The sequence below is a fragment of the Stutzerimonas chloritidismutans AW-1 genome (assembly GCF_000495915.1).
In the GTDB taxonomy this organism is placed as follows: domain Bacteria; phylum Pseudomonadota; class Gammaproteobacteria; order Pseudomonadales; family Pseudomonadaceae; genus Stutzerimonas; species Stutzerimonas chloritidismutans.
In genome coordinates this window covers 75,034-90,704 of record NZ_AOFQ01000026.1, presented here as the reverse complement: position 1 = coordinate 90,704, position 15,671 = coordinate 75,034, and the positions used below count along the sequence as shown (strand labels likewise).

General features: G+C 63.1%; 16 protein-coding genes. 5 read left to right on the top strand and 11 right to left on the bottom strand.

Annotation, left to right across the window (positions count from 1 at the left end; all coding sequences use genetic code 11):
* Window positions 1–9 precede the first annotated feature (9 nt).
* The 5 genes from leuS (at window position 10) to F753_RS33620 (ending at window position 5,953) form a co-directional block, all read left to right on the top strand.
* Window positions 10–2,616, top strand: coding sequence for a leucine--tRNA ligase (gene leuS, locus F753_RS33640; protein ID WP_023444928.1), 2,607 nt, complete (start codon window positions 10–12; stop codon window positions 2,614–2,616).
* A gap of 43 nt (window positions 2,617–2,659) precedes the next feature.
* The gene (locus F753_RS33635) at window positions 2,660–3,265 is read left to right on the top strand and encodes an LPS-assembly lipoprotein LptE (RefSeq protein ID WP_023444927.1); all 606 of its coding nucleotides are present in this window, start codon (window positions 2,660–2,662) and stop codon (window positions 3,263–3,265) included.
* A 36-nt stretch (window positions 3,266–3,301) separates the two neighbouring features.
* The gene (holA, locus tag F753_RS33630; protein ID WP_023444926.1) at window positions 3,302–4,330 is read left to right on the top strand and encodes a DNA polymerase III subunit delta; all 1,029 of its coding nucleotides are present in this window, start codon (window positions 3,302–3,304) and stop codon (window positions 4,328–4,330) included.
* A gap of 106 nt (window positions 4,331–4,436) precedes the next feature.
* On the top strand, window positions 4,437–4,595 hold the full coding sequence (gene arfA / locus F753_RS33625) for an alternative ribosome rescue factor ArfA (RefSeq protein WP_003285150.1): 159 nt from the start codon (window positions 4,437–4,439) through the stop codon (window positions 4,593–4,595).
* A 62-nt stretch (window positions 4,596–4,657) separates the two neighbouring features.
* Window positions 4,658–5,953 carry a lytic murein transglycosylase gene (locus F753_RS33620; protein ID WP_023444925.1) on the top strand — a complete coding sequence of 432 codons (1,296 nt, stop codon included), beginning with the start codon at window positions 4,658–4,660 and terminating at the stop codon, window positions 5,951–5,953.
* 73 nt (window positions 5,954–6,026) lie between these two features.
* Here F753_RS33620 and F753_RS33615 read toward each other — a convergent pair whose 3' ends face one another.
* The 11 genes from F753_RS33615 to rsfS all read right to left on the bottom strand — a co-directional run bounded on the left by F753_RS33615 (window position 6,027) and on the right by rsfS (window position 15,658).
* Complete coding sequence (locus F753_RS33615) at window positions 6,027–6,371, bottom strand: hypothetical protein (RefSeq protein ID WP_003301712.1); 345 nt, start codon at window positions 6,369–6,371, stop codon at window positions 6,027–6,029.
* Window positions 6,372–6,583: 212 nt separating this feature from the next.
* A complete protein-coding gene (lipA, locus tag F753_RS33610) occupies window positions 6,584–7,561 on the bottom strand; it encodes a lipoyl synthase (protein WP_023444924.1) in 978 nt (325 codons plus the stop codon).
* A complete protein-coding gene (lipB, locus tag F753_RS33605) occupies window positions 7,554–8,210 on the bottom strand; it encodes a lipoyl(octanoyl) transferase LipB (protein WP_023444923.1) in 657 nt (218 codons plus the stop codon). Before lipB ends, lipA begins: the two co-directional genes overlap by 8 nt.
* Complete coding sequence (locus F753_RS33600; protein ID WP_023444922.1) at window positions 8,210–8,491, bottom strand: DUF493 domain-containing protein; 282 nt, start codon at window positions 8,489–8,491, stop codon at window positions 8,210–8,212. Before F753_RS33600 ends, lipB begins: the two co-directional genes overlap by 1 nt.
* A gap of 67 nt (window positions 8,492–8,558) precedes the next feature.
* Complete coding sequence (locus F753_RS33595) at window positions 8,559–9,716, bottom strand: D-alanyl-D-alanine carboxypeptidase family protein (protein WP_014818959.1); 1,158 nt, start codon at window positions 9,714–9,716, stop codon at window positions 8,559–8,561.
* A 47-nt stretch (window positions 9,717–9,763) separates the two neighbouring features.
* Window positions 9,764–10,756, bottom strand: a complete 993-nt coding sequence (locus F753_RS33590) for a septal ring lytic transglycosylase RlpA family protein (protein WP_014818958.1) — start codon at window positions 10,754–10,756, stop codon at window positions 9,764–9,766.
* Window positions 10,753–11,730, bottom strand: coding sequence for a lytic murein transglycosylase B (gene mltB, locus F753_RS33585; RefSeq protein WP_023444921.1), 978 nt, complete (start codon window positions 11,728–11,730; stop codon window positions 10,753–10,755). The genes F753_RS33590 and mltB overlap by 4 nt, the downstream gene beginning before the upstream one ends.
* A 47-nt stretch (window positions 11,731–11,777) precedes the next feature.
* Window positions 11,778–12,923, bottom strand: a complete 1,146-nt coding sequence (gene rodA, locus F753_RS33580; RefSeq protein WP_023444920.1) for a rod shape-determining protein RodA — start codon at window positions 12,921–12,923, stop codon at window positions 11,778–11,780.
* A complete protein-coding gene (mrdA, locus tag F753_RS33575) occupies window positions 12,920–14,809 on the bottom strand; it encodes a penicillin-binding protein 2 (protein WP_023444919.1) in 1,890 nt (629 codons plus the stop codon). The genes rodA and mrdA overlap by 4 nt, the downstream gene beginning before the upstream one ends.
* An 18-nt stretch (window positions 14,810–14,827) precedes the next feature.
* Window positions 14,828–15,295 (bottom strand): 23S rRNA (pseudouridine(1915)-N(3))-methyltransferase RlmH, encoded by a 468-nt coding sequence (gene rlmH, locus F753_RS33570; RefSeq protein ID WP_014818954.1) that lies wholly within the window; start codon window positions 15,293–15,295, stop codon window positions 14,828–14,830.
* A 3-nt stretch (window positions 15,296–15,298) separates the two neighbouring features.
* The gene (rsfS, locus tag F753_RS33565) at window positions 15,299–15,658 is read right to left on the bottom strand and encodes a ribosome silencing factor (protein ID WP_014818953.1); all 360 of its coding nucleotides are present in this window, start codon (window positions 15,656–15,658) and stop codon (window positions 15,299–15,301) included.
* Between the last annotated feature and the right edge of the window lie 13 nt (window positions 15,659–15,671).

The following is a 15,671-nucleotide window of genomic DNA, read 5'->3' as shown; positions in this document are numbered from 1 at the left end:
CCAGTAGCCATGCACGAACAGTATCAGCCCCGCGAAATCGAAGCCGCCGCGCAATCCCATTGGGACGCGCAGAAATCCTTTGAAGTGAGCGAACAGCCAGGCAAGGACACCTTCTATTGCCTGTCGATGTTCCCCTACCCCAGCGGCAAGCTGCACATGGGTCACGTGCGCAACTACACCATCGGCGACGTGATCGCGCGCTATCAGCGCATGCAGGGCAAGAATGTCCTGCAACCCATGGGCTGGGACGCGTTCGGCATGCCGGCGGAAAACGCCGCGATGAAGAATCAGGTGGCACCGGCGAAGTGGACCTACGAAAACATCGCCTACATGAAGGCCCAGCTGAAAAGCCTCGGCCTGGCGGTCGACTGGACGCGTGAAGTCACCACCTGCAAGCCGGATTACTACCGCTGGGAGCAGTGGCTGTTTACCCGTCTGTACGAAAAGGGCGTGATCTACCGCAAGAACGGCACCGTCAACTGGGACCCGGTCGACCAGACCGTACTGGCCAACGAGCAGGTCATCGACGGCCGTGGCTGGCGTTCCGGCGCGTTGATCGAGAAGCGCGAAATCCCGATGTACTACTTCAAGATCACCGCCTACGCGGATGAGCTGCTGGAGAGTCTGGACGAGCTGGATGGCTGGCCGGAACAGGTCAAGACCATGCAGCGCAACTGGATCGGCAAGTCGCGCGGCATGGAGATCAGCTTCCCGTACGACGTCGCCAGCATCGGCAGCGAAGGCGTGATGAAGGTCTTCACCACCCGCCCCGATACGCTGATGGGTGCAACTTACGTCGCGGTGGCCGCCGAGCACCCGCTGGCCACGCTTGCCGCGCTGAACAATCCCGAGCTGCAGGCCTTCATCGATGAATGCAAGCGTGGCGGCGTCGCCGAAGCCGACATCGCCACCCAGGAGAAGAAGGGCCTCGCCACTTCACTGCGCGTGCAGCATCCGCTGACTGGCGAGTTGCTGCCGGTGTGGGTCGCCAACTACGTGCTGATGAACTACGGCGAAGGCGCGGTCATGGCCGTCCCGGCGCACGACGAGCGCGACTTCGAGTTCGCCAGCAAGTACGACCTGCCGATCAAGCCGGTGGTACGCACCAGCGCCGGCGACCAGACCCCGGCACCCTGGCAGGACGCCTACGGCGAACACGGCGAGCTGATCAATTCCGGCATCTTCGACGGCCTCGACTTCGACGGCGCGTTCGATGCCATCGAAGTGGCGCTGCAGAAGAAAGGCCTCGGCCAGGCACGCACCCAGTTCCGCCTGCGCGACTGGGGCATCAGCCGTCAGCGCTACTGGGGCTGCCCGATCCCGATCATCCACTGCGACAGCTGCGGCGACGTCGCGGTCCCCGAAGACCAGCTGCCGGTCGTGCTGCCGGAAGACGTGGTACCGGACGGCGCCGGCAGCCCGCTGGCGCGCATGCCGGAGTTCTACGAATGCAGCTGTCCGAAGTGCGGTGCGCCGGCCAAGCGTGAAACCGACACCATGGACACCTTCGTCGAGTCGTCCTGGTATTTCGCCCGCTACGCCAGCCCGAACTACGACAAGGGCATGGTCGATCCGGCCGCGGCCAACCACTGGCTGCCGGTGGATCAGTATATCGGCGGCATCGAGCACGCCATCCTGCACCTGCTCTACGCGCGCTTCTTCCACAAGCTGATGCGTGACGAAGGCCTGGTCAGCTCCAACGAGCCGTTCAAGAACCTGCTGACCCAGGGCATGGTGGTCGCCGACACCTACTACCGCACCCTGGAAAACGGCGGCAAGGACTGGTTCAACCCGGCCGACGTGATCGTCGAGCGTGATGCCAAGGCCAAGATCATCGGCGCGAAATTGGCCAGCGATGGTCTGCCGGTGGAAATCGGCGGCACCGAGAAGATGTCCAAGTCGAAGAACAACGGCGTCGACCCGCAGGCTATGATCGATGCATACGGCGCAGATACCTGCCGCCTGTTCATGATGTTCGCCTCGCCGCCGGATATGAGCCTGGAGTGGTCCGACTCCGGCGTCGAGGGCGCCAGCCGCTTCCTGCGCCGCGTCTGGCGTCTGGCTCATGCACACGTGAGCGCCGGCGTCGCTGGCTCACTGGATACCGCCAACCTGAGCGACGAGCAGAAGGCCGTACGCCGCGCGATCCATCTCGCCATCAAGCAGGCCAGCGTCGATGTCGGCCAGCATCACAAATTCAACACCGCCATCGCCCAGGTGATGACGCTGATGAACGTGCTGGAGAAAGCCGCGACCGCCAGCGAGCAGGATCGCGCGCTGTTGCAGGAGGGCCTGGAAACGGTCGCCCTGCTGCTCGCACCGATCACACCGCACATCTCTCACGAACTCTGGCAGCGACTCGGCAAACAGGGCGCGATCATTGACGCGCAATGGCCGAAGGTCGACGAGTCCGCCCTGGTGCAGGACAGCCTGACGCTGGTGGTACAGGTCAACGGCAAGCTGCGCGGGCAGATCGAAGTGCCAGCCGCGGCAAGCCGCGAGGAGGTCGAGGCCGCTGCCCGTGGCAATGAGAACGTGCTGCGCTTCACCGAGGGCCTGACGATCCGCAAGGTCATCGTGGTGCCGGGCAAGCTGGTCAACATCGTCGCTAACTGATTCGGCCCCGGCGCATGCGCCGGGCCTGCAAGGGGATAACAAGATGAACAAACGGAATCTGGTGGTGCTGGGCCTGACACTGCTGCTGAGCGCTTGTGGCTTCCAGCTGCGCGGCACCGGTGACGTGGAGTTCGGTCTCAAGGAGATCGACCTGCAGGCGCGCAACAGCTACGGCGAAACGGTGCAACAGCTCGAAGACCTACTCAAGAGCAATGGCGTGCGGGTTTACCCGGGCGCCAAGTACAGCCTGAACCTTGCCCGCGAGCAGACCCGCCAGCGCACCGCCAGCTACACCAGCTCGGCACGCAGCGCCGAGTATGAGCTGACCAGCACCCTCGATTACGAATTCCGCGGCCCGCAGAACATGCTGCTGCTCGAGGACAGCATCGAAGTGCAGAAGGTCTACGTGCACGACAGCAACAACCTGATCGGCTCGTCCCAGGAAGGTGATCAGCTGCGCCAGGAAATGCGCCGCGAGCTGCTGCAGCAGCTGACCCTGCGTATCCAGCGCATCACCCCGGCGCAGCTCGACCGCCTGCAACAGGAAGCCGAAGCCAAGGCCCGCGCCGAGGCTGAAGCCATGGAAGCTGCCCGTCATGCCCAGGACGCGCAGCCGCAACAGTCGCCCATCCAGCTGCCCATCCAGTAACAGGTAACGGGGCCTCAAGGCCCCCGTCTTCGTACCATGAAGCTTTCTCCCGCTCAGCTCGGCAAACACCTGCAAGGCCCGCTGGCGCCCGTGTACGTCGTCTGTGGCGACGAGCACCTGCTGTGCCAGGAAGCCTGCGATGCGATCCGCGCAGCGACCCGAGCGCAGGGCTTCAGTGAGCGTCAGGTCTTTCACGTGGAGACCGGCTTCGACTGGAGCCAGCTGATCGAAGCCGGTGCGAGTCTTTCGCTGTTCGCCGAGAAGCGCCTGCTCGAACTGCGCATCCCCAATGGCAAGCCCGGTGACAAGGGTGCCGCGGCGCTGCTGGAATATCTGGCCCGCCCCGCCGAGGACACCGTGCTGCTGGTCAGTCTGCCCAAGCTCGACGGCAGCACCCAGAAGACCAAGTGGGCCAAGGCGCTGATCGATGGCAAGGACGTGCAGTTCCTGCAGATCTGGCCAGTGGATGCCGCGCAGCTGCCGCAGTGGATACGTCAGCGGCTGGCCCAGGCGGGCCTGTCCGCGGACCAGGAAGCCGTCGAACTGATAAGCGCCCGGGTCGAAGGCAACCTGTTGGCCGCGGCGCAGGAAATCGAAAAGCTCAAGCTGCTGGCCGAAGCCGGACAGGTCACCGCGGAAACCGTCCAGGCCGCGGTGGCTGATAGCGCCCGTTACGATGTATTCGGCCTGATCGACGCAGCCCTGCACGGCCAGGCGGCCCATGCGCTGCACATGCTGGAGGGCCTGCGCGGTGAGGGCGTCGAGGCGCCGGTGATCCTCTGGGCGCTGGCCCGCGAACTGCGCCTGCTGGCCAATATTGCGCAACAATATGCCCAGGGCACTCCGCTCGAGCGTGCCTTCAGCCAGGCCCGCCCGCCGGTCTGGGATAAGCGTCGCCCGCTGGTTTCCAAAGCACTGCAAAGGCATGACGCGGCCGGCTGGAACCAGTTGCTGAGAGACGCGCAACGCATCGACGAGCAGATCAAGGGCCAGGCCGCCGGGGATCCCTGGATCGGTCTGGCGGACATTTGCCTGCAACTGAGTGGCCGCCGGATCGGTACCTGACAAGCGAATCGCGGAGAGCGAATTCACGCCGCGGCGCACTGGACATTTTTTGTACAAGGCCTATGATTCCCTCGCCCGATAGCGGGCCATTTGAGGGAGTCGAAAAATGAGCACACGCAAGAAACGGCCGAACAAGGCCAAGCACCTGGTTGCGCAACCCCTGTTCCGCCTCCGCCAGGAAACGCCGAAAAAAGGCAAAGGCAGCTACCGCCGCGAAGCCTCCCAGTCCACCAACTGGGAGGCTTCGGTCCTTCTGGCAGCCTGAAAACCCAACACCGCCAAAGCGTGATAATGTCTGCGGCCGACGACACGTTTCGAGAGCGGTGCATGTATCACACCTTCGTTCCCGTTCTGCTGCTACGTACCCTGGTTGCCGCTTCGGCGATGAGCCTGGTCGTTGCCTGTGCAGCCGAACCCCTCGCGCAGTCCACTCTGGTCAGCAACGTCCCCGCCGCCAGCCAGCCTAGCGACGCCACCATCGCCGATGTCCGTTCGGAAGCCACTCACCTGAGCTTCAGCCAGTGGCGCGAGCAGTTCCGCGCTGAAGCCCTTGCGGCCGGTATCTCCGCCGCGACCTTCGACCAGGCCTTCGCCGGCGTCCAGCCCGATCCAGCGGTGATCGAGGCGGACCGTAGCCAGCCCGAGTTCACCCGGCCCGTCTGGCAGTACCTGGAAGGCGCCATTTCGCCACAGCGCGTGCGCAGCGGCCGCCGCTTGCTTAGCGAGCACGCCACCACACTGGATCAGATCGAGGCCCGCTACGGCGTCGATCGCGAAACCCTGGTTGCCGTCTGGGGACTGGAAAGCAGCTTCGGCCAGATCATGGGCGACAAATCGGTGATTCGTTCCCTTGCGACCCTCGCCCACGAGGGTCGCCGTCCGGCATTCGCCAAGAGTCAGCTGATTGCAGCGCTGGACATCCTCCAGCACGGCGACGTCGCGCCACAGCGCATGCGCGGCTCCTGGGCTGGTGCTATGGGGCAGACGCAGTTCATTCCGACCACTTACAACACCCATGCCGTGGATTTCGATGGCGACGGCAAGCGCGATATCTGGAACAGCTCGGCCGATGCCCTTGCCTCCGCCGCGCATTACCTTCAGGCATCCGGCTGGAAACAGGGTAAGGCCTGGGGCTTCGAGGTAGAGCTACCCGAAGGGTTCGACTACGCCTTGGCCGACACCGAGATTCGCAAGCCGCTGGCCGAATGGCGCAGCCTCGGCCTGCGCAACCTGCCCGGCGACCAGGAAGAAGCCAGCGCCAGCCTGCTGCTGCCTGCCGGCCATCGTGGCCCGGCATTCCTCATCATGGACAATTTCCGCGCCATCCTGCGCTACAACAACTCCTCGGCATATGCCCTGGCGATCGGCCTGCTGGCAGAGAATTTCCAGGGCAAAGGCGAGGTCGCGGGCAGCTGGCCACGCGGCGAACAGCCACTCAGCCGCTCCGAGCGCCTTGAACTGCAGGAACGTCTAGTCGCTCAGGGCTTCGACCCGGGCACCCCGGACGGCATCATCGGCGCCAATACCCGCAAGGCTATCCGCGGCTTCCAGCAACGCCTGGGTTGGCCGGCCGATGGCCATCCCACTCAGGAGCTGCTCGGGCGACTGCGCGCCCACAACTGATTGAGTTGGGCTTGGCGCCATACACAAAAGCCCCGGCAGACTGCCGGGGCTTTTTTTTATCCCTGCAACAGGGTCAGTGTTTGATGGCTACTTCGTAGAGGTAGTCCGGCAGCGGGTCGATGATTACCTGCTGGCCTTGATAGTGGGCCTTCACTGCCTCGCGCGCGACCACGCCATGTGGCACGCGCTGATCACCACCAAGGCGCTGGCGTGCGCGGTAGTCGATCACGCAGCCGTCGGTCTCGACCCAGAAGTGCGGTGAAACCACCTTACCGTCCAGTTCGACCTGCCCCAACATCGCTCGGTATGGAATGTGCTGCTTGGCCAGCCGCGTCACCACCAAGCGGCTCATCGCGTCGCACTCGACCTTCGCGGCATCCAGATCGTCAAGCAAGTCCTTCAATTGGGGTTCGTTCATCTGCAGTGGCCCTCGGTTGGCCTCATGGTGTAAACGAACGCCACTATAGACCAAAGTCTAATGCGGCGTAATGCCGCAATTTTCTTGCCAATCGCTTGGCAGTTCCCGCGCCATGCGCTTTCGCAAGGCGCATGGCGGACGGAAAAGAAAAAACCGCGCAGACAGCCTGGACTGTCTGCGCGGTCTTCAAGAGCCGCAATAACTTTACGGTTTCAGTCTTTTTTGGCTCCGTGCGCCTGCTGATCGGCATGGTACGACGAGCGCACCAGCGGACCTGAGGCGATGTTCTTGAAGCCCATCTTCATCCCCTCTTCGGCAAACCAGGCGAAGGTGTCGGGATGAACGAAGCGCTGCACCGGGAGGTGGTTACGCGAAGGCTGCAGGTACTGACCCAGGGTCAGCATGTCGATATCGTGCTCGCGCATGCGGTGCATGACCTCGATGACCTCCTCGTCGGTCTCGCCGAGGCCGAGCATCAGTCCCGACTTGGTCGGCACGCCCGGCACGCGCTGCTTGAACTTCTCCAGAAGATCCAGTGACCACTCGAAATCCGAGCCCGGCCGCGACGACTTGTATAGCCGCGGTACGGTCTCCAGATTGTGGTTGAACACATCCGGCGGCTCGCTGGCAGTGATATCCAAAGCGATATCCATGCGTCCACGGTAGTCGGGCACCAGGGTTTCCAGCTGGATCGACGGCGACAGCTTGCGAATCTCGCGCAGGCAATCGGCAAAGTGCTGGGCGCCACCGTCGCGCAGATCGTCGCGATCCACCGAGGTGATGACCACGTACTTCAGGCGCATGTCGGCGATGGCCTGGGCCAGGTTCTTCGGCTCATCCGGGTCCAGCGCATTCGGCCGGCCGTGGCCGACGTCGCAGAACGGGCAGCGACGGGTGCAGATGTCGCCCATGATCATGAAGGTCGCGGTTCCGCTGGAGAAGCACTCGCCCAAATTGGGGCAGGAGGCCTCCTCGCAGACGCTGTGCAGTTTGTGCTTGCGCAGGGTCTGCTTGATCTGGTCGACCTCCGGGGAAACCGGAATGCGCACGCGAATCCAGTCCGGCTTCTTCGGCAGCTCATCGGTGGGTATGATCTTCACCGGAATCCGCGCAACCTTCTCGGCACCACGCAGTTTGACGCCTGCCTCTACCTTGGCTGGGAGCTTGCCTGCCGTTTCTACACTACTCATAAGCTTCGATTCCGCCCGCGAGGGTCTTCTGTTGCGCGTATCCGAGCTGCCGGACCAGGTGATCACGCAGTCGATCGGCCACTTCAGAGATGTCGATCGGCCCGATCAGGTCACGCAACTGGGTCATGGGCAACCCTGCATAACCGCAGGGGTTGATGCGCCGGAAAGGTTCGAGATCCATGTCCACGTTCAGCGCCAGGCCGTGGAAGGAACGGCCATTGCGAATGCGCAGGCCCAGAGACGCGATCTTCGCACCGTTGACGTAAACGCCCGGTGCATCCGCTTTGGCAGCCGCCTCGATGCCATAGCTGGCGAGCAGATCGATCAGGCTCTGCTCGATACGACTCACCAGCTCGCGCACACCGATACCGAGTCGGCGCACATCGAGCAACAGATAACCAACCAGTTGGCCGGGCCCGTGATAGGTCACCTGACCGCCTCGATCCACCTGCACTACCGGAATTTCGCCAGGGAACAGCAGGTGCTCGGCCTTGCCGGCCTGGCCCTGAGTGAATACGGGCGGGTGCTGCAGCAGCCAGATTTCGTCGCCACTGTCTGCATCGCGCGTGTTGGTGAAGTGCTGCATGGCCTGCCAGGCAGTCCGGTACTCGATCTGGCCGAGCTCACGCACGCCCACTTCGAGGGTCATCACAGCACCATGTGAACACGGCCAGTGGCGCGCAGGTCGACGTGAATGGCCTGCAGCTGCTCTACGCCGGTGGCGGTGATCAGCACCTGCAGCGAAAGGAATCGCCCGTTGCGGCTGTCGCGGGTGACGACGGTGGCTTCGTCGAAATCCGGCGCGTGGCGCTGGATGACTTCGATCACGACCTCACGGAAGCCTTCGCCAGCGTCGCCGATCACCTTGATCGGGTAGCGCTCGCAGGGGAAGTCAATCTTGGGTGCTGCGACATCTTGGTTATCGGTCATGGGCGTAACGGACTCGTGATCCGCACGTGCGCCGCGGCGGGATCAGCCGCGGTGCACTCGCGCGTGGTCAGTTGAACAGGCTGTAGAAGAAGAGGCGAATGCTATCCCAAAACCGGCGGAACAGCCCACCCTCTTCGATGGTTTCCAGCGCCACCAGATCGGTGCTGCGGACGACCTTGTCCTCCAGCTTGACCTCGACCTTGCCGATGACGTCACCCTGCTGGATCGGTGCGGTGAGTGTGCCGTTGAAGCTCATGACCGCTTGCAGCTTCTCTGCCTGGCCACGCGGCAGGGTCATGGTCAGGTCCTGTGCCAGGCCCGCCTTCAGCTTGTCCTGCTGCCCTTTCCAGACCTGCGCCTGAGCCAGCTCAGTGCCCTTCTGGTAGAAGGTGCGGGTCTCGAAGAAGCGGAAGCCATAGGTCAGCAGCTTCTGGGTCTCCGCCGCGCGGGCCTGCTCGCTGTCGGTACCGAACACCACCGAGATCAGGCGCATGTTGTCACGCACGGCAGACGCCACCAGGCAGTAGCCAGCCTCTTCGGTATGACCGGTTTTCAGGCCGTCGACGGTCTTGTCGCGCCACAGCAGCAGGTTGCGGTTGGGCTGCTTGATGTTGTTCCAGAAGAACTCTTTCTGCGCGTAGATGGCGTAGTGCGCCGGGTCTTCGTAGATGATCGCGCGAGCCAGCTTGGCCATGTCGTTGGCCGAGGAATAATGATCCGGGTCCGGCAGGCCGGTGGCATTCATGAAATGGCTGTTGGTCATGCCCAGGCGCTGAGCCGTGCTGTTCATCAGGTCGGCAAAGGCCTCTTCACTGCCCGCGATGTGCTCGGCCATGGCGACGCTGGCGTCGTTGCCCGACTGAATGATGATGCCATGCAGCAGATCGTCGACCGACACCTGCGTGTTGACCTGGATGAACATCCGCGAGCCGCCGGTACGCCAGGCCTTCTCGCTCACCGTGACCATGTCGCTGTCGCTGATCTGGCCCTTCTGGATTTCCAGGGTGGCGATGTAGGCGGTCATCAGCTTGGTCAGGCTCGCCGGCGGCAGGCGCTCGTCACCGTTGTGCTCGACCAGTACCTCGCCGCTGGCCGCGTCCATCAGCATGTAGGACTTGGCCGCCAGCTGCGGGGCGGACGGTACGATCTGCGCTGCCCAGACGGTCGGGGTGACCGTCAGCACTGCCAGGACTATGAAGCGTTGCACGAGGCTGGTGATGTTCATCCGAATCTCAAATTAGTCAGGTAAAACGAAGGCAAGGTTTGCAGCGGTCAGTCAGCGGCAACGCGCCGCGGCTGCCCGAGGTTGGCCAGGCGTACGCTCTCTTCGAGCTGCATGGCCTCATCCGGTGTGTCGATGGGTCCCAGGCGCACGCGGTGCAGGGTCTGCTGGTTGTGTACCACCGAGCTGATGAACACCGGGGCAGAGACCACGCCGCTCAGCTTGTCCTTGAGCAACTGCGCTGCATCCGGATTGGCGAAGGCGCCAACCTGGAGAAACAGGCCAGAGGCTGCGGGCGAAGCGTTTTTTTTTGCATCGACTTCCAGCGGCACCGTGGCCGCAGCGTGCTGCTGGGGCGGCGGCGTGTACTGCTCGATCGGCTGCGCGACATTGCTGGCGGGCTTGCTCGCAACCATCTCCGGCTGCGCCATCATCGTGGGCACCGGTCGGCCCTGGTCGGCCCACCATTGCTGAGGGTCGATGCCTTCGACCTTTACCCGCGCCGTTCCGCTCTCGGCATAGCCGAGCTTCTTCGCCGCGGCGAAAGACAGATCGATGATCCGATCGGAGTAGAACGGACCACGGTCATTGACGCGCAAGACCACGGTGCGCCCGTTATCCAGATTGGTGACCTTGACGTAAGTGGGCAAGGGCAGCGTCTTGTGCGCCGCGCTCATGCCATAAAGGTCGTACTTCTCGCCATTGGCGGTGGGCTGGCCGTGAAACTTGGTGCCATACCAGGATGCCGTCCCGGTAGCTGAATAACGCCGACCATCGCTGATTGGAAAGTAGGTCTTGCCCAGCACCGTATAGGGATTGGCCTTGTAACGGCCGTAATGCGGCATCGGCGTGGCATCGGGGATCTGCGAAACGTCGACGTCCCACCAGGGCGCGCCGTCCTTGTGCGGACGGCTGTAGTCGCCGGGACCACTGATCCCGGTACTCTTACTTGGTGCACTGCTCGGTGTCGGCGTCGATGAGCAGCTCGCCAGCAGCGCCCCTGCGACACCCAGCGCGACCAGCCTTGTCCAGATCACGGTCATTGTTCGCCTCGCGCTTCGGCCAGCAGCTGGGACAGCTGATGCACGGCCATTGCATACATCACGCTACGGTTGTAGCGGGTAATGACATAGAAATTCGGCAGGCCCAGCCAGTACTCATCACCCTCTGCGCCATCCAGGCGGAAGGCGGTAATGGCCGTATCGTTGGCCACCGACTTGTCGAACTGCCAGCCCAGGCTACGCAGTTCGCCGGCATTTTTTTGCGACTCCAGGCCGACGGTCAGCCCTTCTTCATAGCGCTCGCCGCCTACCTTGGCCCGCGCCACCACCGGCTCGCCCGCAGCCCAGCCATGTTGCTTGAAGTAACTGGCCGCACTGCCGATGGCATCGGTGGGGTTGTTCCAGATATCGATGTGCCCGTCGCCGTCGAAATCCACCGCGTAGGCGCGGAAGCTGCTCGGCATGAACTGCGGCAGTCCCATCGCACCCGCGTAGGAGCCCTTGAGCGTCAGCGGGTCGACCTGCTCCTCACGGGTCAGCAGCAGGAACTCCTTGAGCTGCTGACGGAAAAACGGCTGACGCGGAGGGTAATCGAAGCCCAGCGTCGACAGCGCATCGATCACCCGATGGCTACCGGTATTGCGGCCGTAGAAGGTTTCCACGCCGATGATCGCGACGATGATTTCCGCCGGCACGCCGTATTCGGTTTCCGCACGAGTCAGCGCGGCTTCGTTCTCCCGCCAGAAATCGACGCCCTGGGCGATGCGCGAGTCGGTGAGGAAGATAGGTCGGTATTCCTTCCACGGCTTGACCCGCTCCGCAGGACGCGAAATGGCATCGAGAATCGCCTGCTTGCGCTCGGCCTGCTTGAACAGATCACGCAGCTGCTCGTCGGCAAATCCGTAGTCGCGGGTCATCTCCGCGATGAACTCGTCCACGTTGGCGCCGGTGTAATCGGCCGCCTGCAGCGGCAGGCTTCCCAGCACAGCGCCGGCCAAAGCCACGCCCCCTAGCATCCGCGCCATCCAGCCACGCCGTAATGAAGTCAACAAATTCACTCTCGTCAAACCTGCGCGATCCACTTGCGATGGGTGTGGATCGACATCAAAACCCCGAACCCTGACAGCAGGGTCACCAATGAAGTTCCGCCATAACTAATGAAGGGCAATGGCACCCCCACCACCGGCAACAGCCCACTGACCATACCGATATTGACGAAAACGTAAACAAAGAAGGTCATCGTCAGCGCACCGGCCAGCAATTTTCCAAACAGCGTTTGCGCCTGCACGGTGATAACAAGGCCGCGGGTGATCAGCAGACCATACACCAGCAGCAGCAGGCAGACGCCGACCAGGCCGAACTCTTCAGCGAGCACGGCGATGATAAAGTCCGTGTGGCTTTCCGGCAAAAAATCCAGGTGCGACTGCGTGCCTGCCAGCCAGCCCTTGCCGAACACCCCACCCGAACCGATCGCCGCCTTCGACTGGATGATGTTCCAGCCAGTGCCCAGCGGATCGCTTTCCGGATCGAGAAACGTCAGTACTCGCTGCTTCTGGTAGTTGTGCAGTACGAAGTACCACATCGCCACAGCAATGGGCACGATCGCCGTGACCGCGCCAATGATCCAGCGCCAACGCAGACCGCCGATGAACAGGACGAATGCGCCGGAGGCGAGAATCAGCAGCGACGTGCCCAGATCCGGCTGTTTGAGGATCAGCACGAAGGGCACGAGGATCAGCGACAGACTGATCGCAGTGTGCTTGATGCTCGGCGGCAGGCTGCGCGAGGACAGATACCAGGCGATGGTCATCGGCATGATGATCTTCATGAACTCCGACGGCTGGAAGCGGATCACCCCCGGAATGTTGATCCAGCGGGTGGCGCCCATCGCTGTATGGCCGACGACCTCGACCGCCACCAGCAGCGCTACCACAGCGAGATAGCCCAGAGGTACCCAGCGCGCCATGAAGCGTGGCTCGAACTGTGCAATGACCAGCATTGCACCCAGGCCGAGGCCGAAAGACGTCGCCTGCTTGATGACCAGATCCCAGTTCTTGCCGCTGGCCGAATAGAGAATGAACAGGCTGCCCGCCGCCAGCATCAGCAGCAACACCAGCAGCAGCCCATCGATATGCAGGCGCTGCAACAGGCTGGCGCGACGCCGCAGTACGTCCTCGCGCGACAGGGTTCGGTCGAAATTGCCGCTCATGGCTTCTTCCCTTCGGCGGTCAGCGGCGGGGCGAACTCGGGCTTGAGCACGCCCTCCTCGTTCAGCAGCCAGGCGTCCATGACCTGCTTGGCCACCGGCGCGGCGACGCCCGAACCGGATTCGCCGTTCTCGACCATCACCGCCACGGCGATCTGCGGGTCATGCACCGGGGCGAAGGCGACGAACAGCGCATGGTCCCGATGGCGTTCGGCCAGCTTGGCACTGTCGTATTTCTCGCCCTGGCGGATCGCGACCACCTGGGCGGTACCGCTCTTGCCGGCAATACGATACGCCGCGCTGTCACCGACCTTCCTTGCCGTACCCCGCGCGCCATGCAGAACCTGCTCCATACCGTGGGTCGCGTAGTCCCAGAAGCGCGGATCGCGAAGCTGGATGTCCGGAACCGGATCATGGTCCACCGGCGCTTCACTACCGACGCTGCGCGCCAGATGCGGCCGAATCCACTTGCCGCGGGTCGCCACTAGCGCCGTGGCCTGGGCCAGCTGCAGCGGCGTGGCCTGCATGTAACCCTGGCCGATACCGAGAATCACTGTTTCACCGGGATACCAGGGCTGGCGATAGCGCGCCCGTTTCCAGTCGCGCGACGGCATCAGGCCCGCCGTCTCCTCGTGCATGTCCAGGGATACGCGCTGCCCCAGGCCGAAACGGGTCATGTATTCGTGCATGCGATCGACGCCCAGCTTGTGGGCCATGTCGTAGAAGTAGGTGTCGTTGGAGCGGGCGATGGCCAGGTCCAGGTCCACCCAGCCGTCGCCGTTGCGGTTCCAGTTGCGGTACTTGTGCTTCACGTTCGGCAGTTGGAAAAAGCCCGGATCGAACACGCGACTGCTCGGCGTGATCACGCCAGCATCGAGGCCGGCAACGGCCATCATTGGCTTGATGGTCGAGCCGGGCGGGTAAAGGCCGCGCAGCACACGGTTGAACAACGGACGATCAATAGAGTCGCGCAGTTCACCGTAATCCTTGAAGCTGATGCCGGTGACGAACAGGTTGGGGTTGAAGCTCGGCTGACTGACCATCGCCACCACCTCGCCGGTGCTCGGCAGCAGCGCGACGATTGCACCGCGACGACCACCGAGCGCCGCTTCTGCGGCCTCCTGCAGGTCGAGATCGAGCGACAGCGTGATGTCCTTGCCCGGTATCGGATCGGTACGCTTGAGCACGCGCAAGACCCTGCCGCGGGCATTGGTTTCGACCTCTTCGTAGCCGACCTGGCCGTGCAGCTCGTCCTCGTAGAATTTCTCGATACCGGTCTTGCCGACATGGTGCGTGCCGCTGTAATTGACCGGGTCGAGCTGCTTGAGCTCTTGTTCGTTGATTCGCCCGACATAGCCTACCGAGTGCGCGAAGTGCGGACCCTGCGGGTAATGCCGGACCAGCTGCGCCGCCACCTCGACCCCAGGCAGGCGGAACTGATTCACGGCAATGCGCGCAATCTGCTCCTCGGACAGCTCATACATGATCGGTACCGGCTCGAATGGCCGGCGCCCCTGCAACACGCGTTTCTCGAACAGCCCGCGCTCTTCCTCGCTGAGCTCCAGCACCTCGACCACGCCATCGAGCACAGTCTTCCAGTCGCCGGCGCGTTCGCGGGTGACGGTCAGGCTGAAACTGGGCCGGTTGTCGGCAATGACCCGGCCCTTGCGGTCGAAGATCAAGCCACGATTGGGCGGGATCGGCTGCACGTGGACGCGGTTGTTCTCCGACAGCGTCGAATGGTGCTCGAACTGCACCACCTGCAGGTAGTACATCCGCGACACCAGCACACCGATCAACAGCAACACGAACACAAGGCCAACGATGACGCGCCGGCGCACCAGCACGGCGTCCTTCTCGTGATCCTTGAGTTGAATCGGTTGCGGCATCTTGAAGGGGTTCGCGGACTACTTGTGATAGGGATGACCGGACAGCAGCGTCCAGGCGCGGTAGATCTGTTCGCCGATCAGGATTCGCACCAGCGGATGAGGCAGGGTCAGCGGCGACAGCGACCAGCGTTGCTCGCTGCGCGCGCAAACCTCGGGTGCCAGCCCTTCCGGACCGCCGACCATGAGGTTGACGTTGCGTGCATCGAGCCGCCAGCGCTCGATTTCCGCCGCCAGCTGCTCGGTGCTCCACGGCTTGCCATGTACTTCGAGCGTGACAATGCGCTCGCCTGGCTGAACCTTGCCCAGCATGGCCTCGCCTTCCTGGCGAATCAACCGCGCCACGTCGGCGTTCTTGCCACGGGTATTGAGCGCGATCTCATGCAGCTCCAGCGGTAGTTCGGACGGCAGGCGCTTGGCATATTCCTGCCAACCATCCTCGACCCAGCGTGGCATCTTCGAGCCGACCGCAATCAGCTTGATACGCACGGCTTATTCCGGGTCGTGAGCGTGCTGTGCGCGGCTCTGCTCGGCGCCCTGCCAGAGACGTTCCAGATCGTAGAACTGGCGGGTCGGCACCTGCATCACATGAACGACGACATCGCCCAGGTCGAGCAACGCCCACTCACCGCCTTCGAGACCCTCGCTGCCAAGCGGGCGAACGCCCTGCTCCTTGACCTGCTCCAGCACGTTTTCGACAAGCGACTTGACGTGCCGGCTGGAACTGCCGCTGGCGATGATCATGTAATCAGTGACACTGGTCTTGCCGCGCACATCGATGGTGGTGATGTCCTGGCCTTTCAGATCTTCCAGGGCGGCAACCGCCAGCTGGACCAACTCTTCAGTTTGCATAACGTGAAAACAA